This is a genomic window from Acinetobacter sp. SM1B (assembly GCF_003289665.1).
Lineage (GTDB): Bacteria > Pseudomonadota > Gammaproteobacteria > Pseudomonadales > Moraxellaceae > Acinetobacter > Acinetobacter schindleri.
Map to the genome: position 1 here is coordinate 2,099,028 of NZ_QMBM01000001.1, position 21,630 is coordinate 2,120,657.

At 43.3% G+C, this 21,630-nt stretch carries 21 protein-coding genes; 13 read left to right on the forward strand and 8 right to left on the reverse strand.

Going from position 1 to position 21,630, the window contains the following annotated elements; all coding sequences use genetic code 11:
- Window positions 1-37: 37 nt before the first annotated feature.
- A complete protein-coding gene (locus tag C8322_RS10165) occupies window positions 38-973 on the forward strand; it encodes a lauroyl acyltransferase (RefSeq protein WP_008303264.1) in 936 nt (311 codons plus the stop codon).
- Window positions 974-1,737: 764 nt separating this feature from the next.
- Here C8322_RS10165 and C8322_RS10175 read toward each other — a convergent pair.
- Window positions 1,738-2,865 carry an endonuclease/exonuclease/phosphatase family protein gene (locus C8322_RS10175; RefSeq protein ID WP_111810571.1) on the reverse strand — a complete coding sequence of 376 codons (1,128 nt, stop codon included), beginning with the start codon at window positions 2,863-2,865 and terminating at the stop codon, window positions 1,738-1,740.
- Between the two features lie 189 nt (window positions 2,866-3,054).
- Between C8322_RS10175 and asd the strand changes: the two genes are divergently transcribed.
- From asd to truA, 5 genes are all read left to right on the forward strand, one after another.
- Complete coding sequence (gene asd / locus C8322_RS10180; RefSeq protein WP_048882548.1) at window positions 3,055-4,173, forward strand: aspartate-semialdehyde dehydrogenase; 1,119 nt, start codon at window positions 3,055-3,057, stop codon at window positions 4,171-4,173.
- 141 nt (window positions 4,174-4,314) lie between these two features.
- Window positions 4,315-5,901 (forward strand): hypothetical protein, encoded by a 1,587-nt coding sequence (locus C8322_RS10185; RefSeq protein ID WP_111810572.1) that lies wholly within the window; start codon window positions 4,315-4,317, stop codon window positions 5,899-5,901.
- Between the two features lie 73 nt (window positions 5,902-5,974).
- The gene (locus C8322_RS10190; protein WP_111810573.1) at window positions 5,975-7,384 is read left to right on the forward strand and encodes a hypothetical protein; all 1,410 of its coding nucleotides are present in this window, start codon (window positions 5,975-5,977) and stop codon (window positions 7,382-7,384) included.
- 45 nt (window positions 7,385-7,429) lie between these two features.
- Complete coding sequence (locus C8322_RS10195; RefSeq protein WP_171294456.1) at window positions 7,430-8,398, forward strand: asparaginase domain-containing protein; 969 nt, start codon at window positions 7,430-7,432, stop codon at window positions 8,396-8,398.
- An 18-nt stretch (window positions 8,399-8,416) separates the two neighbouring features.
- Complete coding sequence (gene truA, locus C8322_RS10200) at window positions 8,417-9,214, forward strand: tRNA pseudouridine(38-40) synthase TruA (RefSeq protein ID WP_111810574.1); 798 nt, start codon at window positions 8,417-8,419, stop codon at window positions 9,212-9,214.
- An 87-nt stretch (window positions 9,215-9,301) separates the two neighbouring features.
- On the opposite strand, the gene C8322_RS10205 is transcribed toward truA, so the two are convergent.
- Entirely contained in the window at window positions 9,302-10,309 is a 1,008-nt protein-coding gene (locus tag C8322_RS10205; protein WP_048882553.1) for an AraC family transcriptional regulator, read from the reverse strand.
- 231 nt (window positions 10,310-10,540) lie between these two features.
- On the opposite strand from C8322_RS10205, the gene infA reads away from it, so the two are divergent.
- The 3 genes from infA to C8322_RS10220 all read left to right on the forward strand — a co-directional run bounded on the left by infA (window position 10,541) and on the right by C8322_RS10220 (window position 11,851).
- Complete coding sequence (gene infA, locus C8322_RS10210; protein ID WP_001284370.1) at window positions 10,541-10,762, forward strand: translation initiation factor IF-1; 222 nt, start codon at window positions 10,541-10,543, stop codon at window positions 10,760-10,762.
- Between the two features lie 147 nt (window positions 10,763-10,909).
- Window positions 10,910-11,290 carry a hypothetical protein gene (locus C8322_RS10215; RefSeq protein ID WP_071320760.1) on the forward strand — a complete coding sequence of 127 codons (381 nt, stop codon included), beginning with the start codon at window positions 10,910-10,912 and terminating at the stop codon, window positions 11,288-11,290.
- A gap of 150 nt (window positions 11,291-11,440) precedes the next feature.
- Window positions 11,441-11,851, forward strand: coding sequence for a hypothetical protein (locus tag C8322_RS10220; RefSeq protein WP_108675778.1), 411 nt, complete (start codon window positions 11,441-11,443; stop codon window positions 11,849-11,851).
- 65 nt (window positions 11,852-11,916) lie between these two features.
- Here the strand turns inward: C8322_RS10220 and leuB are convergent, their stop codons facing one another.
- From leuB to leuC, 4 genes are all read right to left on the reverse strand, one after another.
- Window positions 11,917-12,996 (reverse strand): 3-isopropylmalate dehydrogenase, encoded by a 1,080-nt coding sequence (leuB, locus tag C8322_RS10225; protein ID WP_004890344.1) that lies wholly within the window; start codon window positions 12,994-12,996, stop codon window positions 11,917-11,919.
- A gap of 40 nt (window positions 12,997-13,036) precedes the next feature.
- Window positions 13,037-13,600, reverse strand: a complete 564-nt coding sequence (locus tag C8322_RS10230) for a hypothetical protein (RefSeq protein WP_004890345.1) — start codon at window positions 13,598-13,600, stop codon at window positions 13,037-13,039.
- Between the two features lie 86 nt (window positions 13,601-13,686).
- Complete coding sequence (leuD, locus tag C8322_RS10235; protein WP_008303314.1) at window positions 13,687-14,337, reverse strand: 3-isopropylmalate dehydratase small subunit; 651 nt, start codon at window positions 14,335-14,337, stop codon at window positions 13,687-13,689.
- Window positions 14,338-14,358: 21 nt separating this feature from the next.
- Entirely contained in the window at window positions 14,359-15,792 is a 1,434-nt protein-coding gene (leuC, locus tag C8322_RS10240; protein WP_111810575.1) for a 3-isopropylmalate dehydratase large subunit, read from the reverse strand.
- 266 nt (window positions 15,793-16,058) lie between these two features.
- On the opposite strand from leuC, the gene C8322_RS10245 reads away from it, so the two are divergent.
- From C8322_RS10245 to ovoA, 3 genes are all read left to right on the forward strand, one after another.
- The gene (locus tag C8322_RS10245; protein WP_008303316.1) at window positions 16,059-16,298 is read left to right on the forward strand and encodes a DUF2061 domain-containing protein; all 240 of its coding nucleotides are present in this window, start codon (window positions 16,059-16,061) and stop codon (window positions 16,296-16,298) included.
- 242 nt (window positions 16,299-16,540) lie between these two features.
- The gene (locus C8322_RS10250) at window positions 16,541-17,410 is read left to right on the forward strand and encodes a LysR family transcriptional regulator (RefSeq protein ID WP_004813333.1); all 870 of its coding nucleotides are present in this window, start codon (window positions 16,541-16,543) and stop codon (window positions 17,408-17,410) included.
- 159 nt (window positions 17,411-17,569) lie between these two features.
- Window positions 17,570-19,765 carry a 5-histidylcysteine sulfoxide synthase gene (gene ovoA / locus C8322_RS10255; RefSeq protein WP_111810576.1) on the forward strand — a complete coding sequence of 732 codons (2,196 nt, stop codon included), beginning with the start codon at window positions 17,570-17,572 and terminating at the stop codon, window positions 19,763-19,765.
- Window positions 19,766-19,824: 59 nt separating this feature from the next.
- Here the strand turns inward: ovoA and C8322_RS10260 are convergent, their stop codons facing one another.
- Window positions 19,825-20,073, reverse strand: a complete 249-nt coding sequence (locus C8322_RS10260; protein WP_004813337.1) for a DUF2789 family protein — start codon at window positions 20,071-20,073, stop codon at window positions 19,825-19,827.
- Window positions 20,074-20,233: 160 nt separating this feature from the next.
- Window positions 20,234-20,884, reverse strand: a complete 651-nt coding sequence (locus tag C8322_RS10265; RefSeq protein ID WP_111810577.1) for an HAD family hydrolase — start codon at window positions 20,882-20,884, stop codon at window positions 20,234-20,236.
- A 179-nt stretch (window positions 20,885-21,063) separates the two neighbouring features.
- On the opposite strand from C8322_RS10265, the gene C8322_RS10270 reads away from it, so the two are divergent.
- On the forward strand, window positions 21,064-21,546 hold the full coding sequence (locus tag C8322_RS10270) for an RNA pyrophosphohydrolase (RefSeq protein ID WP_004813339.1): 483 nt from the start codon (window positions 21,064-21,066) through the stop codon (window positions 21,544-21,546).
- Window positions 21,547-21,630: the final 84 nt, after the last annotated feature.

The following is a 21,630-nucleotide window of genomic DNA, read 5'->3' on the forward strand; positions in this document are numbered from 1 at the left end:
CTACACTGCAGATATCTTGAGGTTTAAATAGCAGATTATGAGTAAAAAGCCAGATTACCAACCCGGTGAATTTCAGTGGGCCTTCCTGTCTCCCCAGTATTGGGGCATATGGATTGGCATTGTATTCCTGATGATTCTGGCGATTTTACCTTGGGCGATTCAGTACCGTCTGGCTTCTTTACTGGGTAGCTTAAGTTATAAATATCTCAAATCTCGCCGTGAAACTACAGTGCGCAATCTGGAAGTGTGTTTTCCAGAATGGTCTGCACAAGAAGTGCAGGAAAATTCCCGTCAGGTCTTTATTGACCAGATGCTCGGTGTGTTTGAAACCTTAAATGCCTGGTACACGCCAAAGTGGTTTAAAGGCCGTGTAACTATTGAAGGTCTGGAATATATCCAGCAAGCACAAGCTGAAGGAAAAGGTGCATTATTACTGGGTACACACTCTACCCTGCTGGATGCTGGCGGCTACCTGTGTGCCCAATATTTTGAACCGGATGTCGTCTATCGTCCGCAGAATAACCCCTTGCTGGATATGCTGATTTATCGCTGCCGTGCCACAATTTATGCTAACCAGATTGACCATGATGATATGCGTGGTCTGGTGCGTAATCTGAAAAATGGACATGCGATCTGGTACAGCCCGGATCAGGATTTCGGTTTAAAACAAGGCGTAATGTCACCATTTTTTGGCGTTCCTGCTGCAACCGTGACCGCACATCGTCGTTTATTAAAAATGACCAAAGCCGCTGCGATCCCATTGTATTTCTACCGTCACGGCGATATCAAAAATCCCAAATATCATGTCCTGATTGAGCCACCCGTTGAAAACCTGCCAAGCGCAGATGAACTGGATGATGCCACTCGCGTGAACCAGATTATTGAACGCCAGTTACGGATCGCCCCAACGCAATATATGTGGTTCCATCGCCGTTTTAAGACCCGCCCACAGGGTTATGATTCGATTTATTGAGTTCTCGAACTCTTTCATCATGGATTAATGATTTATTTCCTGATAAATCCACATGGCTTCAGTATGACCAACATAGCTAAAGCCTGATAAAAGCCGGTAGCATGCTGGTCAGCAACTAAAATTTTTTGATGAAATCCTGAATAACGCTGTAGAATGGCCTGCATAATTCGGCGACCAATGCCCTACCCTTGTAGTTCTGGATGAACCAGTAAATGGGAAAATACATCACCAGTTAGCCATCAAAAATGGCATTACCGAGTCCAACCAGTCAACCATTTATATGGGCAGTCACAAGACTATGAGAATGGTTCAAGGCTTCTAAAAGCAGTTGCGTCTTTTAGCTGCTGACCATCGATTGGCATGATAGACTTCAAATATTTCAAATTCCTGGGCTGAGTCACTGTCAGAAATAATAAACTGCATACACGTTTTTCAGACATTATTTCACCTCAATAAATTGTTTTAATAATCAATTAAATAAAAAAGAAAATTAAAGCTCTAAAATAGTTTAACCCGGGCTCTACATCCTGTAAAAACCCGGGTTAATGAGGTTGTGCTTTCAACATTTTAATTCTTGGTTTTTTGTGATTTCCATTTCATCATCATATCCATGATGTCTTCATTCAGCTTCGTCTTCCTTATGAGAAATTCCCTTCTCGACTCCCTGTGCTGATATAAGCAGAATATTGGAATCATCGAGGAATAAATATCGTTTAAGACCCCAATCTGTGTAAGCCATTTCGTACACTTTTCCGATAAATCCATCACACTTTTGAACCATTTTTGTAAGTTTGAGCAATTTCATCCGTGACTATTTTTTCTTCTTTCTCAGCTTTTTCAATACCTTCTTGTATAGCTTCCTGAGCCTGTTGCTCATCTTCTTCAGTCTGTTCCAGTTCTTCTTGTACATGATCAAAGACTCGCCCGGTTTGTAGTACCACAAACACCGGAAAATGATCCGAGCCCACATGTGGCAAACGCTCCATATGGACTAAAGCAAAGTCGGTACTGTGAAAGACATGGTCAAGTGACCAGCGGAACATCGGATAATCGGCATGAAAGGTATTAACATAACGGCGCCCGACACGCGGGTCGAGCAAGCCACTAATACGCTGAAACAAACGTGTAGTACGTGACCAGGCGACATCATTTAAATCACCCATCACAATACAGCTTTCATCGAGATCCTTGATTTGATCTCCAACAATCAGCAATTCAGCATCACGCAGTTTCGAGTCCTTGGCTTCAGTCGGACTTGGCGGTTTTGGATGTAGGCAATATAACTGAACCGGATGGCCAGAACGTAAAGTGACTGTGGTATGAATTGAAGGAATTTCATTACTCAAAATAAATTTCACTTCGGTATCGCTGAGTTTTAATTTACTGTAGAGATGCATCCCATACAGGTTATCTAAAGGCACAGGTACACGGTAGGGATAGTCCGCTTCAATCACTGAGAGTTGTTTCTGCCATTCTGAATTGGTCTCCAGCGTCAGTACCAGATCTGGAGCTAAATGTTGAATTTGTTCGAGTAATAGATGATATTTTTCATTGGTCATTAACACGTTAGAAACCAGTAAAGAAATTTGTTTGCTTGGATCCAGTTGCTGCCGTTTGACCTTCTTCACCTGTTTCTTCCAGATAAAGGTATAAGGCAAGACCATCTTCAACTGGTAGGCTTGTGCCGCGAGCAGCCCTACAAAAATAATTTGGTCTATCAAGGTCCAGGAATGCTCCCAGAATATATAAAGTCCTAGTGCAATGAAGCCAATGATCAGAATTTGTAGTCGCGGGAAATCGGCGCCACGGATCCACCATTCATCACGAGGAATCAGGGACCAGAAACTGAGCCAGATGACCAGCACTGACAATATCTGAATAAACAAAATCATAAAGTGACTCTTTTTACTATGTTGTTATTTTTTCTAGAAGAAAATCTGCGTTATCAATTTTGTATGTAACATAAACAAGATATTTCGCTCAATATTATTGATGTTTCTATTGTGTAGCTATTGCAGTTGAGTCCCTTTTTGGTACACTCGAACCCCCTTTAATTTTTTAACGCACCGAGGCAAAGTGACATGAAAGTAGGTCTGGTCGGTTGGCGCGGGATGGTTGGTTCCGTCCTAATGCAACGTATGGTTGAAGAGAATGATTTTGCTCATTTTGAGCCATTCTATTTCTCTACCAGTAATGCAGGTGGTGAAGCACCGGCATTTGGTGGTAAAACTGCCCCAGCACTTATGGATGCGACAGATATTGATCGTCTGAAGCAAATGGATGTCATTATTACCTGCCAAGGTGGCGATTATACCACTGCGGTTTTCCCTAAGCTGAAAGCTGCAGGCTGGAATGGTTACTGGATTGACGCTGCGTCTACGCTGCGTATGGATGATGAAGCAATCATCGTACTTGACCCGGTTAACCTGAACGTAATCAAAGATGGCCTAGTGAAAGGTACTAAAACTTTCGTTGGCGGTAACTGTACGGTTTCCCTGATGCTGATGGGCCTAGGTTCTCTATTCCAGAACAACCTGGTGGAATGGGCAACTTCGATGACCTATCAGGCGGCATCTGGTGCAGGTGCACAAAACATGCGTGAGCTGATCACAGGCATGGGTTACCTGTATAACAATACTAAAGACCTACTCGATGATCCACGCTCTCCAATTTTGGACATCGATTCTAAAATTGCTGAATTACAACGTGGTGAAGGCTTCCCGTCTGCAAACTTTGGTGTACCGCTAGCTGGTTCTCTGATTCCATATATCGACAAGCAGCTGGAAAGCGGCCAGTCGAAAGAAGAATGGAAAGGTCAGGTTGAAACCAACAAGATCCTGGGCAACCAGCAGATCGTTCCAATCGATGGTCACTGTGTACGTATCGGTGCCATGCGCTGTCACTCTCAGGCAATTACCTTGAAGCTAAAACGTGACGTACCTTTGAATGAAATCGAAGATATGATCCGTCAGTCTAGCCAATGGGCCAAAGTGGTACCAAATACACGTGAAGCATCAATGACTGATCTGACGCCTGTCGCAGTAACCGGTACATTGACTGTTCCAGTCGGCCGTCTGCGTAAAATGAACATGGGTAAAGAATATCTGGGTGCATTCACTGTAGGCGACCAGTTACTTTGGGGTGCTGCTGAGCCTTTACGCCGTATGCTACGCATTCTGATCGATTATAAAAATGCTTAATTAAGCACGTTATAATCAATCTAAAAGCCGATCTTTATTGATCGGCTTTTTTGTGTCACTATCAAGAAAATAGTTGAACAAACATAGACATCCTAATCATCGAGTCATACTGCCTATAATATGACCGATGCTGAGCCTAGAATGAAGATGACTGTATATAAAAAATTCAAAATTGCTACTTTAACCATGATGATGGCACAGCCTGTTTTTGCAATCACGGTTGAGCCAGTTCAGGTTCAATCGGCACCCGGGGAATTACTCTATGCGGAAATGAATTTCCGTCAGTCAGATATCAATATACCGATTGAAGTGAGTTTAGCTACGTCAGAAGATTTAATGACGCTGGGCACTACACATCAACCTCCCGGGCATCTTAATTTTTTTACCCGTCGTAGCAGCAATGGCACAGGTGTGATTACTATTACCTCTTCACGCCCAATCACTCAAAATGATCTGAATTTTGTAGTTAAGGTTAAAGAAGGCAATGCAGCACGCTTACAACATATCAAGACCACACTCAAACCCAAGACAGATCTGCTAAAAGCTTCAATCAGCGCGAATGAACGAACATTAACCCCAGTCGTGGTGGTGAATGAAAATGAAATTGGTTTAAATTTACCTGTCAGTACGCAATACAAGACTTCAACAGCGAATACCAAAGCTATGGAAAAACCATTGGCTGTACAGCGTCTTACTCCACCACCATTATCACCAAACTCTATCCCTCAGACAACATCGATAACAACTCCTGCTGTTCAGGCTCCAGCCAAAGTTGATGAAGCTATTAAAGCTGTGAATATGCGTCCAGTCACAAGTACTTTGACGACACCACCACCAATCCCTGAACCTGCAATGCCAGCTAGTCAACAAAAGCCTCTAGCTTCAAATAGTCTGCAAAAAAATCCAGTCACTACCACAGCTCAAGCAAAAACTCAGGTAGCGGAAGGTGCTTCAGCAGCACCTGTTGCACAGCAGAATCAAGATATACCAGCTCAAATAGTACAAAATCAAAAGCCAGTGGCAACCTATCCTGCTGCTGCACCACAATCCAATTCCAGCGACCCATTAGTTAAAAAATATGCTGAAGATCAAGTAGCAAAACAGAAGCAAGTCCCTCCTAAAAAAACGCCTCAAGCAGCTCCGGCTCCAGTGCAACACTCTCCTCAAACGAGCCCGACATCTACTGCAAAAGCAAGTTATGTGGTTCAATCCAATGAATCTCTCTGGAAAATTGCTGCACGTATTGCTCAGGAACAAAACCGCGGTGTCGGTGAAGTCATGCAGCAAATTAAAAAAAATAATGAACAGGCCTTTATTGGCGGAGATGCGAATCGCCTGAAGCGTGGTGCGGCACTGAATTTGAATATTGCGCCCGCACAAAAACAGCCAATTACCATAAAGACAGCTGAGCTTGCACAAGTTCAGAATAAGGCTAAAGGCAGTACCAAATATCGTTTAAATCAAGCTGAAATGAGCCTGGTTGCTGAGAACCAACAAGAAACTAAGCAACTTTCTGCAAATCAAAACACATTAGACCGTCAAACTTCGAAAGAGTTGTCATTAAAAGTTATGACAGTTCGAGAAAAAACCGTTAAATTACAGAGAAACGTAACTGAATTAGAATTGGCGCTTAATCAGAAGGATCAGAGAATTCAATTATTAAATGCCCGTCTTGCCCGACTGCAACAGCAGTTGAAAGCACAACAGGCAGATAAAAAAGCCAATTAACTAATCATTACATACATTGATTTACAGGGATGAGTGGATATATGGAGCCCTCTATCTCTAAGGGGTACTTATCATGCTGATTTATGTGATTCCATTAATTTTATTGATCATCGTTCTGATCGTAGTCAAAAAACGTCAGGATGCTCAAGGGTCAGATAAACCAAAGGCAACTACAGCGAAAGCGAGAAAAACCACCAGTTCAGCACGGGCTACCCCAGCAAAAACCCGGGTGGTTGAAGAAGTTGCAACGAACCCTCAGGAAGCTATTGCTCTTTCAGCAGATCTGCGCAAGAAAATTGAGCGCCTGATCAATGAAGGAAATTTCTTTGCCGCTGAAGCGCAAATCAATCAGGCACTCAAAAAAGACAACCGCCAGCATGAACTGTATCTGTTGCTCCTTGATATCCATATTCAGCAGAAAGATGAATTTGCCATTTCTCAGTTAATCACACATGTCCGTTCACTCGGTTTGGATGACATTCTTGCGCAGGCAGAAACTAAAAAGGCAGAGTTTGAAAATTCAGCTACTTCAACCAAGGATACAAGTGATTTTCCTTCTGCACAGTTAAGCGCTGGCTCATCAGTAACTGAGACAGCATCTATAGACAACACTGCTGCCTTTGAAGAGCTATCCCCAACCCACAGCCCAGTAGTTAATGACCTCGCTTTTGATGAACTGCAACAAGAAAATAAGCCTCAAAAAGCTGTATTTGAGCCGGCGCTATCACAGAATGATATCCAGCCGCTGGAATTTAATTTTGAGCCCACTCTAACTAAACCGGCAAGTGATGCAGCCCAGGATCTCCCAGGAGCTACAGGTTTAGAGTTTAACTTCTCTGACGCTCCTGCATCTGAGCCTACACCGAAGACAACATCAGATACTGCCACATCTGCACTAAACTTTAGCTTTGACTTAGATAGCTCAATAAAAGCTAAAACTGAAATTGCACCTGCTGCCGAGCCTGAAACTGCCGCACCGGTTATGGACTTTAAGCTTGACTTAGGCAACTCAGAAAAACCAGAAGTGACACCAGTACCTACTGCAGAATCAGTTCAACCTCTTGATTTTTCTTTCTCGGCAGATACAACGTCAACCACAGAAACTCAGCCAGAAATCGCAGTACCAGAATTTGATTTATCAGGTTTAGCTACACATGAACCTATAAGTCCAGCAGTCCCTGCTGTCTCAGAATTGGACTTTAAACTAGATGCCGTTCCTGAAAAACCAGCCAGCGCGGCAATCAGTTTTGATATTCCATCTACGCCTGTTACTTCAACCGCTCATCAAAATGATCCACTGATTCAATCATTCCCTGAATTAACGGAAACTGATGAAGTAGTATTAAATCTGGAATTGGCAGAGCAGTATATTCAATTGGGTGCCTATGATGCCGCACGTGAAATCCTGACAGAAAAGGAAGCGGACTACAGTCCACAACAACGTACCCATGTTGATCAATTACTGAATCGAATCGCTTCTTAAGTAAATTCGTTCTACACTAAAGCAGTCACTATGGCTGCTTTTTTTATGATGAAAAATATTGCATTGATTTATATGGGAGGTACGTTTGGATGCGTTGGTGATCCACTCGCTCCTATGCCTGCCGAATCTTTTTTTATAAAACTAAAAGAATTATTGCATGAAGACACGCATTTGGTAGAGTGCTTCTGCGCCCCTGTAATTAAGGACAGCAGTGCATGTACTGCTCCTGACTGGCTAGCCTTGATTCAGTTTATTCAGCAACTGCAGGCTCAGGATTATCAGCGCTTTGTTATCATTCATGGTACAGATACCATGAGCTATGCCTGTGCCGTGCTGGCGCATCTTTTAGGGCAATCTGCCTATGTGGTTTTAACTGGTAGCCAGTACCCATTATTAAATGCAGCTGGCAAGCAGCCACGCGAATTCAGTGATGCTTTGGACAACCTATGCTTTGCTCTAGATTCTGTACAGCAGGTCGAGATGGGCGTTTATCTGGCATTTAACCAGGAACTGGTTCATGGCAGAACAGCGTTAAAGCAACATACTACTGAACTCAAGGCCTTTGCTGGCATAGATGCAGAAGTAAAAATTCCACCACAACTATATACACATAGCATTACTGCACAAGATTTGATTAAGGCACAGCAATTTAATTGCCTGAGTATCATGATGCAGCCAATTGGGCTAGATCAGCAGCTTCATAACCTTAAGCAATTATTGGCTTCACCTCCAGACTTCCTGATTCTGCAGGGCTTTGGCACAGGAAATCTCGCAGTTAATCCTGATCTCATTCAACTTTTTGATGATTTCTATAATGCTGGCTGTGCTGTAGTTTTGACTACACAGGTACCTTTCGGGAGCACAGACCAACGCTATGCTATTGCTGAATGGGTACAGGACTGCCGGATTTTACTCAATGATGCCTATGGCCATGCCGATCTATATGCAAAAGCCCTGAAAATGTATTTACAATACGACAGCGTGGAACAATGGCATCACCATTGGTCTGATTAGTTGAATCTTGAGGTGAATATGCAGCGTTTTGCAGTCGGTATTGAATTTAGTGGAGCACACTACAGAGGTTGGCAAACCCAACAGCCCGGCGTAGCAAGCGTGCAGGAAACGATTGAAAAGGTTCTGTCTAAAGTCGCCAATGAAACTATTATCCTGCATGGTGCAGGTCGAACTGATGCCGGCGTGCATGCCACCAATATGGTTGCTCACTTCGATACCTCTGCTGATCGCTCCGAATATGGCTGGTTACGCGGCTGTAATAGTCAGCTGCCTAAAGATATTGCAATTCAGTGGATTCAGGAAATGGACATGGATTTCCATGCCCGTTTTAAAGCCCAAGCCCGTCGTTATCGTTATGTAGTCTACAATCACCCTGTGCGTTCTGCGCTATTGCATAAACAGGTCACCCATATCCATTACGATTTAGATGTCGACAAGATGATTGAAGCTGCGACAAAGTTTGAAGGCACACATAATTTCGAAAGTTTCCGTGCCTCTGCCTGTCAATCCAATCAACCTGTACGCCATGTGCATCACTGTCGCCTAATTCGTCATGGTCACTATCTGGTCCTGGATATTCAGGCTGATGGCTTCCTGCATCATATGGTGCGCAATATCATGGGCTGTTTGCTGGAAATTGGTCAGGGCATGTATGACATCGATCAGATTGATGTCATCTTTGCTGCGGAAGACCGCAAAGCGGCAGGTGTGACTGCACCACCAGATGGACTCTACTTTATTCAGGCGCATTATCCTGAACAATTTAATTTACCAAAAGTGCCTTTAGGACCACATTGGTTAAACATGCCAGAATAATTGAATCCTTTTCATTAATTTACCTCCCCTACCCCCTTCTGGAAGGAGGGGAAATTCCTACCTTTTTAAAGGAAGGTTAGAAGGGATTCAACGCTGCTTGCGCTTTCTATATTCAACTGGCGTTTCATTGGTCCAGCGTTTAAAAGCACGATAGAAGGTACTTGGTTCAGAAAAACCGGTGAGATAAACAATCCGCTCTACACTTTCACTGGTGCCTGCCAGTAAGCGTTTAGCCAGACGGCAACGATAATCCGAAAGGATCTGCTGGAAACTGGTATTGGCTTCACTCAACTGGGTACGCAAACGGCGGGGAGTAATATTCAGCTGGGCAGCGACTGTTTCTAGCGTGGTTTCCCCACTTTCCAAGGTTGAGCCAATGGCACGGCGCACTTCACCCACCAGATCATAACGTGCCAGCTCTTGCAGCTTTTCAATTGCTAACTGCTCATGCAGCTGGAGTAATTCTGGTTCTGCCTGCCAAAGCGGATATTCAAGAATACTCGGATCAAAATAAAGACGTGTTTCTTTCTGTCCCAGACTTACTGGGCATTCATAGACACGGAAGTATTCATCATCAGTTGCACCTTTAGAAAAATTGAAGTCGATATAAATCGGTTCAAAGCGCCCTTCGGTAATAAACTTAAAGAAACGCAGCACACCAGACATGGCACATTCAGTGAAATGACGATTGACGAGGTTTTCGGCAAAAAGCTGCTCACCATTGGTCAAATAACAGCGGTCATCTTCCACGACCAGTTGCGCATGGAAGGCATCACTGATGAGGCGCTGGTAAGCCAAGGCACGTTTTAGCCCTTCACCAAAGTTTTCTGATGAAATAAACAAATGCTCAATGACCTGACCACGGTAAAGTGGCAGGTGTTCACCCAAATGTAAGCCGATATCAGGATCCTTGCTGACCTCTTCTGCCGCGACCCAGAATGCATACTGTGCACTCAACGGGGTACGGTCATTGGCTTCAACCTGGTTTAAGGCAACTCCTGCTTTAGTAAGCAATTCTTCGGTTGGCAAACCCGCACGACGTATCGCCTGGTAGCCTAATCGCAGTACAACCGATGCATCTGTTAGCTGACCCACTCAAAAACCTTCCTTGTATGTGCTTCATTTATACCTAAAAAGATATTTTTTAGATTAACTGTGATTGACCAAAGTGACAACATCAACAAGCAGTTTTTTAGTTAAAATATTTGTACTGATGCTTCGCTTATTTTGCTTTCAGATGATCAGTCTAAAGCCTGCTATGCCTTGTGTTATACGAAAAAATTGACTATAATTTGCGCCTTTCTAATTTATTCTTTTAGGTAGGCTATGGCCAATAAAGAGGAACTCATCGAGTTCGAAGGCGTTGTCACCGAGACGCTTCCTAATACTATGTTCCGTGTACGTTTAGAAAACGGTCACGAAGTGATTGCTCATATCTCTGGTAAAATGCGTAAACACTACATCCGTATTTTAACTGGCGACAGTGTAAAAGTGGAGATGACTCCTTACGACTTAACTAAGGGTCGCATCACTTATCGTGCACGCTAAGATTTAGCGTCAGTAAAAAAAGCCACTGATCAGGGTGGCTTTTTTTGTGACTTTAATTATTCATTATTTACCAATAAATAAAAAAATTGACATAGCCTGAGAATTACAAGACTATTCAATTTAATTAAAACAATATTTATAAAAACAATGAATATGAAATATTTGACTCTGCTTTCCAGCTTGTCTTTTGTTGCATGTGCTACAGGCAGCAATCAGCATCTGCATCATTCTCTACAGCCCTATATCGGTCAAACTGCCGCACAGGTTCGCAGCCAACTTGATCTTCGTGCAATGGGATTTAAAACCTCCCAGCACCCCATTCAGACAGCAGACTTTCTCAGTTATACTATTTTCCGAGATGTGAATATTCCGATGGGTACACCTAATATTAGTCAAAGTATCTCCCCTGGTGCACCAATTCCAATGCCTTCGAATGGAGGTTATAACATTAAGATGAAATGCCAAATCTGGTTTGACTTGAAAGATGAAATTGTTCAGGACATTCGTTATACCGGTAAAGCTTGCTAAATTATGTCCAGTGAAGTTTAAAACCTGTATGGGATTTAATGAGAGGTCCAATTTATCAGGATACTTCTCTCTACCGTGTGTCAAATTACAACAATAAGCTCGTTTTCTACTCGCTACAATAACCGCAATGGCTTTTGTAGGAGTCAGAATATGTTATCTGCATTTCGCCAAATAAAACTCGTATTACCAGGTATGCTTCTGCTGTTGTCTGCATGTACGCATACGCCTACCCTGTCTCAAGCCGAACGTGACGCTTATTTACAGCAGTATATTGGACAGTCTAGCCAAACCATTTATGCCAATCTGGATTTAAGCAAACTCGGCTACCAACAGGTAAATGAACCCGTACTTTCAGCCGGGCAACTGGTCTATATCGTGCAGCGTCCCGTTGCACTTCCACTCTCTGTTGCTCAGCATCCGGTTGCCGGTACTGGAACAGTACCCATTCCGGTGACACATAGCCCATCGCGCGGCTATGACGTGAACCTGCAATGTAAAATTGTTTTTGAACTCAAGGACAATCTTGCGCAAGCAGTAAAATATACTGGCCGAACCTGCTAATTCAGCAGACACAAAAAAACGCAGCCTGAGCTGCGTTTTTTTATTGATCAGTTCTGGAGTGAAACTCAGTTCAATGCAGCAACTACTGCCTGGCCCATTTCTACCGTACCGACTTTGCTCATGCCTTCGGACATAATATCCGCAGTACGTAAACCTTGGTCCAATACATGACCTACTGCATCTTCAATTGCTTTTGCAGCCGCTTCTTCACGGAAGGTGTAACGCAACATCATTGCAACAGACAGAATGGTTGCCAATGGATTTGCCAGGTTTTGACCTGCGATGTCTGGTGCAGAACCATGACATGGCTCGTACATGCCTTTGCCATTCTCGTCTAGAGAAGCAGATGGCAACATACCAATTGAACCCGTTAACATTGCCGCTTCGTCAGACAGAATGTCACCGAACAGGTTAGAAGTGACAATTACGTCAAACTGTTTAGGCGCACGTACCAACTGCATTGCAGCATTGTCGACATACATATGCGACAGGTTGATGTCTGGATATTGCTCTTCTTTCAATGCAGTAACGGTTTGTTTCCAAAGCTCAGTCACTTCAAGCACGTTTGCTTTATCGACTGAACATACTTTACCGCCACGCAGACCGGCAAGTTCAAATGCAACTTTGGCAATACGCTTGATTTCAGACTCTGAATACACATCAGTGTTAAAACCTTGTTTTTCACCATTTTCCAATTCACGGATACCACGTGGTTGACCGAAGTAGATACCACCTGTCAATTCACGTACGATCAGGATATCTAGACCAGCTACAATTTCAGGTTTCAGGCTAGACGCATCAGCAAGTTGCGGATAGAGAATCGCCGGACGCAGGTTCGCGAACAGGTTCAGTTCACTACGCAATTTTAACAGACCACGTTCAGGACGAATTGAGCGTTCAATCGTATCCCATTTAGGACCACCCACAGCGCCAAGCAGAATTGCATCAGCTTTTTTTGCCTGCTCAGACGTCACATCTGGATAAGGTGCACCATGTGCATCAATCGCAGCACCACCCAACAGGCCATGTTCCCAGCTTAGATCTAAATTAAATTTTTCATTTACGCGAGTCAGCACTTGCTCTGCTGCTTTCACAATTTCAGGACCGATGCCGTCACCAGCTAAAATCAAAATTTGTTTAGACATGAGATATTCCATTTATAAAGTCAGCATTTCGCTGACTGGGTTAAATTTTCTGTTCTACAAACTCAGCAATGCCAGTTTCAACATTGTATGGCTTGCAGAAGCGTCGAATTATTTTGGTGTTTTGCAACAGATCTACACACAGTGGATCAGGTGCAGAGGCCTGCAATAAGCTGGTGTTTCGAGTCGAGCGCTGACGATACATCTTAAAGGTGTACTTATGCTTGGCCTGGAAGTTCTGGAATACATGTAGAACTTCGGCCTTATCCGGACTAATCGGATAAAAGCGTACCACCAGTTCATGCTGCCCCGCGGGTACCGACAGGTAAACCGGATTAGGCTCTTTCAGGCTTTTTGCTTGTAAACGCACAAGCTTGAGCTTGAGCGCTTCACTCTCCACATGTCGTTTTTCAGCATTGATGATCTTGATATCATCCATACGTTCAAAATTACAATCGTGGGTACCTGAACAATAAATCAGGGCATCTGAACTATTTACAGCCGAATCTGTCAATTTCTTCAACTGTATCGTATCGATGGTCTGACATGCTGTCATTAACATCGAAACCGTACCCAATGCAAATAACTGTTTCCAATAGCTGGCCATGCTGAATGTCTAACCCAAACGAAATTTCCATGATTTCACGATATTAGCAAGGGTTAGACTTTCCCGCTATGACAATTTAACTAGATTTAGCCACTAATTTCTGCAAATACCCAAGGGCGCGATTGTTTGGTTTTTTCTTCATAAGCACGAATCGCATCGGCATCCTGCAAAGTTAAACCGATGTCATCCAAACCGTTTAAAAGACAATGCTTGCGGAATGGATCAACTTCAAACTTGAAACTTTCACCTGACGGGGTACGCACTTCTTGCGCTGCAAGATCAATTGTTAATTGATAACCTTCAGTCGCAGCACATTCTTTAAATAACTGGTCAACAATTTCTTCAGACAGGATTACTGGCAACATGCCGTTTTTAAAGCTGTTATTGAAGAAAATATCCGCATAGCTCGGAGCAATGACGGTACGGAAACCGTATTCATTCAATGCCCATGGCGCATGCTCGCGGCTTGAACCACAACCGAAGTTTGCACGTGAAATTAAAATTGATGCACCTTGGTAACGTGGTTTGTTTAACTCAAAATCAGGGTTTAAGGGACGTTTTGAATTATCCTGACCTAAATAACCTTCATCCAGGTAACGCAATTCATCAAATAAATTTTCACCAAAACCGGTACGTTTGATCGATTTTAAAAACTGTTTTGGAATAATTAAGTCGGTATCTACATTAGCACGGTCTAATGGTGCAACGATACCTTGTTCAACGGTATAAGCTTTCATGTCTTTGCTCCTATTAGCCGATTAGAATGAACGTACATCAACAAAGTGACCGGCAATTGCTGCTGCTGCTGCCATTGCTGGGCTCACCAAGTGGGTACGACCGCCATTGCCCTGACGACCTTCGAAGTTACGGTTCGAGGTAGATGCACAGTGCTCGCCCGGCTGTAACTTATCAGCGTTCATGGCTAAGCACATTGAACAACCCGGCTCACGCCATTCAAAGCCTGCTTCAATCAGGATTTTATCTAAACCTTCAGCTTCAGCTTGTGCTTTGACCAAACCAGAACCTGGAACGACCATCGCCTGTTTAATGCTCGATGCAACCTTTTTACCTTTCGCCACTTCAGCCGCAGCACGAATATCTTCAATACGTGAATTGGTACAAGAGCCGATAAATACACGGTCTAACCGGATATCAGACAAGGCCTGACCAGCAGTTAAACCCATGTATTGATAAGCACGTGTCCAGTCATTGCGTTGTACATCATCTTTGGCTTGTTCTAAAGTAGGCACTGCTTGAGAGACTGGAATCACCATTTCAGGAGAAGTCCCCCAAGATACTTGTGGTTCAATCTCTTCACCTTGTAATACCACAACGGTATCAAAGTGCGCACCTTCATCAGAATGCAAGGTATTCCAGTAAGCAACCGCTTGATCCCACTGCTCACCTTTCGGTGCATATGGACGGTTCTTCACATATTCAATGGTTTTATCATCGACTGCGACCATACCAACACGGGCACCGCCTTCGATCGCCATATTACATACAGTCATACGGCCTTCGATCGACATGTCGCGGAAGACCTGACCGCCAAATTCGATGGCATGGCCTGTACCGCCCGCAGTCCCGATTTTGCCAATAATGGCTAAAACCACGTCTTTTGGAGTTACGCCTTGACCCAATTTGCCGTCAACGCGCACCAACATGTTTTTCATTTTCTTTTGAACCAGGCATTGAGTTGCCAATACATGTTCAACTTCAGAAGTTCCGATACCATGTGCCAAACAGCCGAAAGCACCATGTGTTGCAGTATGTGAGTCACCGCATACAACCGTCATGCCTGGCAAGGTCAAACCCTGTTCTGGACCCACAACATGCGCAATACCTTGGCGAACATCATTAATGTCAAACTGCACCACATTAAAAGTTTTACAGTTGTCATCTAAGGTTTGTACCTGGATACGTGAAGTTTCATCTTCGATCCCAGAAATACCTTCTGAACGTTCTTTGGTAGAAGTCGGTACGTTATGGTCTGGCGTTGCCACGTTCGCGCTTAAACGCCATGGTTTACGACCCGCCAGTTGTAAGCCTTCGAATGCCTGCGGAGAAGTTACTTCATGCAATAAATGACGGTCGATATAAAGTAAAGCTGAACCATCGTCACGCTGTTTTACTAAATGGTCATCCCATAACTTATCGTATAATGTTTTTGCTGTTTGGGTCTCGCCTGCCATGTCGATGTACTCCACTGGACTGGGTAAATTCTATCTCTAATTTTGATTATATCGCTGCGGTCACATAAATCTAATTTATCATTTTTATTAGTTAATAAACTTTTTGGAATATCTAAAATTGGATTTTAAACAGACCGATATTGATTTTTATTTAATCTAATTTTCCGATCATTTTATGCAAAATATACGTTTTTACAAATTAAATGAGAATTATTATTATTTATTCATACAGAAACATTGAATTTATTTTTTTGAGGAATATCGACATGGCACACGTTCAAAAATTTGTTGTAGATAATCAGCGTATGTTCAAGAAAACCTTGAGCTATTACATCATGCACATCACGGTAGCCATGTTAGTCGGTTATTTTGTGACTGGTAGTTTAGCCATGGCAATTGCATTAAGTTTATTAGAACCGACTGTTCAGGCTGTTGCTTTCTTCTTCCACGAAAAAGCCTGGGAGGCTAAATCTGAACAGAACAATAATGAGGAAATCACAGCCTAAATTCTTTTCTGTCCTTATTCCTCGTTTTGCCACCGCTTACCCTCGGTGGCTTTTTTTATTGATGCATATCCGATTTTTATAAAATATTTTTCTGGGTTCAAGCCGCCATTTCCACCGATCTATTGTATTAGCAATCAATGAATGTCGGATTTTACAGCAATAGATACAACTTTTCCTTTGATTTATTCTTAAAATATTACAACAATAGAGATACGCATAAAAAATCTTTATAGGTGATTAAGATGAATCTCGCAGCCTTTGAAGCCTTTGTAAAAGTCATGGAAACCGGATCAATTTCTCTGGCGGCAGATCAGCTTTTTATTACTCAACCCGCCGTGACCAAACGGATTCATAGTCTGGAAGAGTATTTTGGAGTCAAGCTATTTGAATCAGCTGGTCGTGGTGTACAAGCAACCCATGCCGCACATTCGCTGTTACCGAAAGTGAAAAACTGGCTGAATGAACTGGGCGATATTCATCATACTCTCAGTCATGAACAAGGCCAGATTCAGGGCAAACTGAAAATTGGTACCAGTCATCATATTGGTCTGCATCACCTTCCAGCACATTTGCGTCAGTATGTACTGCAATATCCGGATGTGACCCTGGATGTGCACTTTGTTGATTCTGAACAGGCGCATGAACAGGTGATTGCCGGTGACTTGGAACTGGCTTTCCTGACTTTACCTCCACATGGCGATGAACGGCTGAACTATGTGACTATCTGGAACGATCCATTGGTGTTTGTAGTTGCTCCATTTCATCCATTGGCCCAGCAGAAGAATCTGTCACTGGAAGATCTGGTGCATTACCCGAGCCTATTACCGTCTGCACAAACCTATACCACGCAAATTACCATGGCAGAGTTTGAGAAACGTGGCGTCAAACCAAAAATCACCATGAGTAATAATCCACTCGAATCGATCCGCATGCTGGTTTCCATTGGTCTGGGCTGGTCAGTACTACCACAAACTCTTGTAAATCATGACTTGCAACAGCTGGATATTCCTCTGGAAATGAATCGTCAGCTTGGCATGGTCTGGCATCCGGGACGTACCCAGTCCAAAGCTGCACAGGCCCTGGTTGAGTTAATGCAACAACCTAAACTCTAAGTCACTTCATTTTAAAATAAGAGGCTGCGATGGATTCAATTCGCAGCATTTTGTTACCTAAATGAGCAACAACTGCATCCTGCTTTGCATTAAGTTTAAGATATTCCCTGCGCGGACTTACCAGTGGAATATCTTAAAATTCTTAATGGAGTCTGATGGATGCAGCCCGATTCAACCTTATTTAAATCTAACCAGCCAAATAGTAAGTCACCTACATATTTAGCAGACGACAGCCCTTGGCAACAGGGCAAAATTCGCCTGCTTCCAACACCTAATTTAAACTTTGAAGACATTTCCACAGCGCGCCATGTGATTCGTGAATATTTCCTGAATACCTTTGACACCTACGAATTCCTGTTTGACTGTCTGCGCAATGAAGAAGCATTTTATGTCAAACCGATTAGCCTGCGTCATCCGCTGATTTTCTATTTCGGTCATACCGCTACTTTTTTTGTCAATAAACTGCTGTTCAGCAAACTGATTCCTCAACAGCTGAACCCATATATGGAAAGTATCTTTGCCATCGGTGTAGATGAGATGAGCTGGGACGATCTGGATGAACAGAATTATGACTGGCCTGAAGTCAGTGAAGTAAAAGCGTATCGGCACCGGGTACGAGCCCTGGTACTGAAGATCATAGAAAATGCACCTCTAGAACTCCCCCTCAACTGGCAGAATCCATGGTGGTCGATCCTGATGGGCATTGAACATGAACGAATCCATCTGGAAACTTCGTCAGTATTGATTCGACAACACCAACTGCAATATGTGCAGAATCATCCACTATGGCATGCCCGAATCCTGACTGGCCCTGCACCAGAAAACCAGCTTCTTCCTGTTCCTGCGGGAACGGTTCGACTGAATAAAAATTTCACTGATCCATATTATGGCTGGGACAATGAATACGGTCTGCATGAAGCTGAAATCAACGAGTTTCAGGCATCACAATTTCTGGTGTCCAATCAGGAATTTTTCAACTTTGTCGAAGCTGATGGTTATCAGCAGTCAGAATACTGGAGTGAAGAAGGTAAAGCCTGGCTGGAATTTATTGAAGCGCAACATCCAAGCTTCTGGATCAAAAAAGAGGATGGCTGGCATTTGCGTATCATGCTGGAAGAAATTCCAATGCCGTGGGATTGGCCAGTCGAGGTAAATTACCACGAAGCTAAAGCCTTTTGTAACTGGAAATCACTACAAACCGGTGAATCAATCCGTTTGCCGAACGAAGATGAATGGTATCGGCTGTATGACCATGTCGGCCTGGATCCTAAACGACCGCTGCCTTTAGAAGCCAATATTGCCTTGCAACATGCACCTAATCCTTGTCCGGTACATCAGTTCCAGCAAGGCGAGTTTTATGATGTACAAGGCAATGTCTGGCAATGGACTGAAACTGCAATCTATCCCTTTGAAGGTTTTCAGGTCCATCCAATTTATGATGACTTTAGTACCCCAACCTTCGATGATCGGCATAATCTGATTAAAGGCGGTTCCTGGATTTCAGGGGGTAATGAAGCTTTGCATAGTTCCCGCTATGCCTTTAGACGACACTTTTTCCAGCATGCGGGTTTTCGCTATGTGGCTGGATCAGATGAACCAGTTTCACCTTATCATTCACATTATCAGACGGATGAACTGATTTCGCAGTATCTGGAATTTCAGTATGGTCAGGAGTATTTTGGCGTTCCGAATTTTGCCAGGTCTCTCATTATCCTCGCCGAGCCTTATTTTGTAAAAACTGCCAGAAAAAAAGCACTTGATCTTGGCTGTGCCACAGGACGCGCCAGCTTTGAACTGGCGCAGCATTTTGAACAGGTAACAGGTCTAGATTTCTCGGCACGTTTTATTCAGCAAGGTATAGCCTTAGCGCAAGGTGCAACTTTAGGTTATACCATTCCGGTTGAAGGTGAACTGGTCGAATATAAATCCTGTTCACTGCAAGAGACTGGACTTGATCAGGTTGCTCACAAGGTCGAGTTTTATCAGGCGGATGCCTGCAATCTAAAACTGCAATTTAAGGAATACGATTTCATTCTGGCAGCCAATCTGATTGACCGGCTGCACCACCCTAAAGCCTTTTTGCACGAGATTCATCAGCGACTGAATATTGGCGGTATTCTGATGCTGGCTTCACCTTATACCTGGCTGGACGAACATACCGCGCGTAGTGAATGGCTGGGCGGTTTTCAGCGGGCTGGAGAAAATTGTACGACCTTAGATGGAATACAGAAATTATTGAGTCCACATTTTGAAATGCTGGCTGAACCTATAGATATTCCTTTTGTGATCCGTGAAACAGCGCGTAAATATCAGCATACCCTGTCACAGGTCACTTTATGGAAACGCATACGTTAAAACGCCAAAATCAAATAAAAAAGCCAGTCATCGGACTGGCTTTTGATTTTAAGATACATTCAGATTTCGATGGTCGCATCCTCATGCAGGGATTCATTCAGTTGGTCTACCACGATGGCCCATTCACCATCAGACGCAATCTTTTCAGCGAGAAACTGGCGCTGTGCCTCAGACCAGTAGGGTGCATCCAGCAGATTAAAATCCTTATGCAGCTGATGATCGTTAATGAAGGTTGCAATTCCTTCCTCACTGGCATCCAGGCCCAACTGTTCAAATAGGTGCGTCATGCGTGGTCTTACTTTATTCATTTCAACTACCTCTGAGTTTCCCTTATTCTCATTATGCAAATTAAGCTTAGCATGAGCTGCAGTGAGCTAGTGTGACAATAGTTTATTTTTCACCTTGAATCTGTGCACATAAAAAAGCACAACCTGAGTTGTGCTTCACAGATTTGCTCGCTTCAGATAATTAAATCGACCAGTCCTGAATTTTCCAGCCCTGCTCTTTCGCCAGTGCTTCTAAACGATCATCCGGATTGACTGCAATGGCATGATCAGCATGTTCCAGCAAGAAACGGTCATTGATTGAATCCGAATAGGCCCAGGACTCGGTCACATCACGGCCTTCCAGCCACTGTTCCAGGCGAATCAGTTTGCCTTTCTGGTAACAGGCAGTATTGATCACTTTACCGGTATATTTACCATCAACAATTTCAGCATTCGTCGCGATAATTTCATTAATGCCAAATTCACGGAAAATTGGCGCAGTAATAAAGTCAGAAGTTGCGGTAATACCGACCAATTCATGTCCTGCTTCACGGTGACGTTCAATTGCCTTAAAACCTTCTGGACGCATTTGCGGACGAATGACTTTTTGCATGAAGAGCTGATGTAGTTCAGTCAGATAATCATTGTCATGTTTGGTTAAAAATTCAAAGACAAATTCATTATAGGCATAGGGGTCCAGCTGACCTTTTTTATAATCTTCATAGAACTTGTCATTCATGGCACGGTGATGAACAGGGTCAACCAGGCCCTCGTTGACCAAGAACTCTCCCCAAGAATGATCCGAATCTGTATTTAACAAGGTGTGATCGAGATCAAATAGCGCCAATTTCATGAAAATACTCGTAAAAACTGAAATTTAAGAAAAAAATTGTAAATCTATCTCCGCTAGTCGATAGAAATTCGTTAAGATCATAGCAATTTTAACATTTTTAAACTTTGCTTTTTTCGTGCTGGATACAGAAATAAAAATCCCCGAGGGCAAGGCATAAATTACACAATATTAGGTGCCAAATGATCGACTCTGAAGGTTTCCGACCGAATGTCGGGATCATTTTGGCAAACGATGCTGGACAAGTTTTATGGGCGAAGCGCATTGGACACAATGCATGGCAATTTCCACAAGGAGGTATCCAATATGGAGAAACCCCTGAGCAGGCACTCTACCGTGAGCTGAGAGAAGAAGTCGGCTTACTGCCCGAACATGTCCAAATTATAGCGCAAACCAAAGGCTGGCTGCGTTATCGTTTGCCGCACCGGTACATTCGTACGGATTCAGATCCGGTGTGTATCGGACAGAAACAAAAGTGGTTTTTACTCAAATTGACGGCGTCAGTACAGAACATTCAACTTGATCTGTCTGACCCGCCCGAATTTGATCAATGGCAGTGGGTCAGTTACTGGTACCCGCTCGGTCAGGTCGTGAATTTTAAACGTGACGTATACCGCAAGGCCATGGTAGAACTGTGTCAGCAACTTCCCAAGGAAAAACCTTAAAAACTGCACAAATATGCAGATTTTTTAGGCAGTTATTGTTATAAATAAAGAAGATACCGGACCCTAAATTACGAAGGAGCAGCG

Bases quoted from the DNA above. Each gene is read 5' to 3' on its own strand.
- C8322_RS10165 (WP_008303264.1), top strand. From the start codon at position 38: ATGAGTAAAAAGCCAGATTACCAACCCGGTGAATTTCAGTGGGCCTTC.
- C8322_RS10250 (WP_004813333.1), top strand. From the start codon at position 16,541: ATGAATCTCGCAGCCTTTGAAGCCTTTGTAAAAGTCATGGAAACCGGA.
- C8322_RS10185 (WP_111810572.1), top strand. From the start codon at position 4,315: ATGAAGATGACTGTATATAAAAAATTCAAAATTGCTACTTTAACCATG.
- C8322_RS10195 (WP_171294456.1), top strand. From the start codon at position 7,430: ATGATGAAAAATATTGCATTGATTTATATGGGAGGTACGTTTGGATGC.
- infA (WP_001284370.1), top strand. From the start codon at position 10,541: ATGGCCAATAAAGAGGAACTCATCGAGTTCGAAGGCGTTGTCACCGAG.
- C8322_RS10245 (WP_008303316.1), top strand. From the start codon at position 16,059: ATGGCACACGTTCAAAAATTTGTTGTAGATAATCAGCGTATGTTCAAG.
- C8322_RS10230 (WP_004890345.1), bottom strand. From the start codon at position 13,600: ATGGCCAGCTATTGGAAACAGTTATTTGCATTGGGTACGGTTTCGATG.
- C8322_RS10220 (WP_108675778.1), top strand. From the start codon at position 11,441: ATGTTATCTGCATTTCGCCAAATAAAACTCGTATTACCAGGTATGCTT.
- C8322_RS10270 (WP_004813339.1), top strand. From the start codon at position 21,064: ATGATCGACTCTGAAGGTTTCCGACCGAATGTCGGGATCATTTTGGCA.
- C8322_RS10175 (WP_111810571.1), bottom strand. From the start codon at position 2,865: ATGATTTTGTTTATTCAGATATTGTCAGTGCTGGTCATCTGGCTCAGT.
- C8322_RS10215 (WP_071320760.1), top strand. From the start codon at position 10,910: ATGAATATGAAATATTTGACTCTGCTTTCCAGCTTGTCTTTTGTTGCA.
- C8322_RS10265 (WP_111810577.1), bottom strand. From the start codon at position 20,884: ATGAAATTGGCGCTATTTGATCTCGATCACACCTTGTTAAATACAGAT.
- leuC (WP_111810575.1), bottom strand. From the start codon at position 15,792: ATGGCAGGCGAGACCCAAACAGCAAAAACATTATACGATAAGTTATGG.
- truA (WP_111810574.1), top strand. From the start codon at position 8,417: ATGCAGCGTTTTGCAGTCGGTATTGAATTTAGTGGAGCACACTACAGA.
- leuD (WP_008303314.1), bottom strand. From the start codon at position 14,337: ATGAAAGCTTATACCGTTGAACAAGGTATCGTTGCACCATTAGACCGT.
- ovoA (WP_111810576.1), top strand. From the start codon at position 17,570: ATGCAGCCCGATTCAACCTTATTTAAATCTAACCAGCCAAATAGTAAG.
- C8322_RS10190 (WP_111810573.1), top strand. From the start codon at position 5,975: ATGCTGATTTATGTGATTCCATTAATTTTATTGATCATCGTTCTGATC.
- asd (WP_048882548.1), top strand. From the start codon at position 3,055: ATGAAAGTAGGTCTGGTCGGTTGGCGCGGGATGGTTGGTTCCGTCCTA.
- leuB (WP_004890344.1), bottom strand. From the start codon at position 12,996: ATGTCTAAACAAATTTTGATTTTAGCTGGTGACGGCATCGGTCCTGAA.
- C8322_RS10260 (WP_004813337.1), bottom strand. From the start codon at position 20,073: ATGAATAAAGTAAGACCACGCATGACGCACCTATTTGAACAGTTGGGC.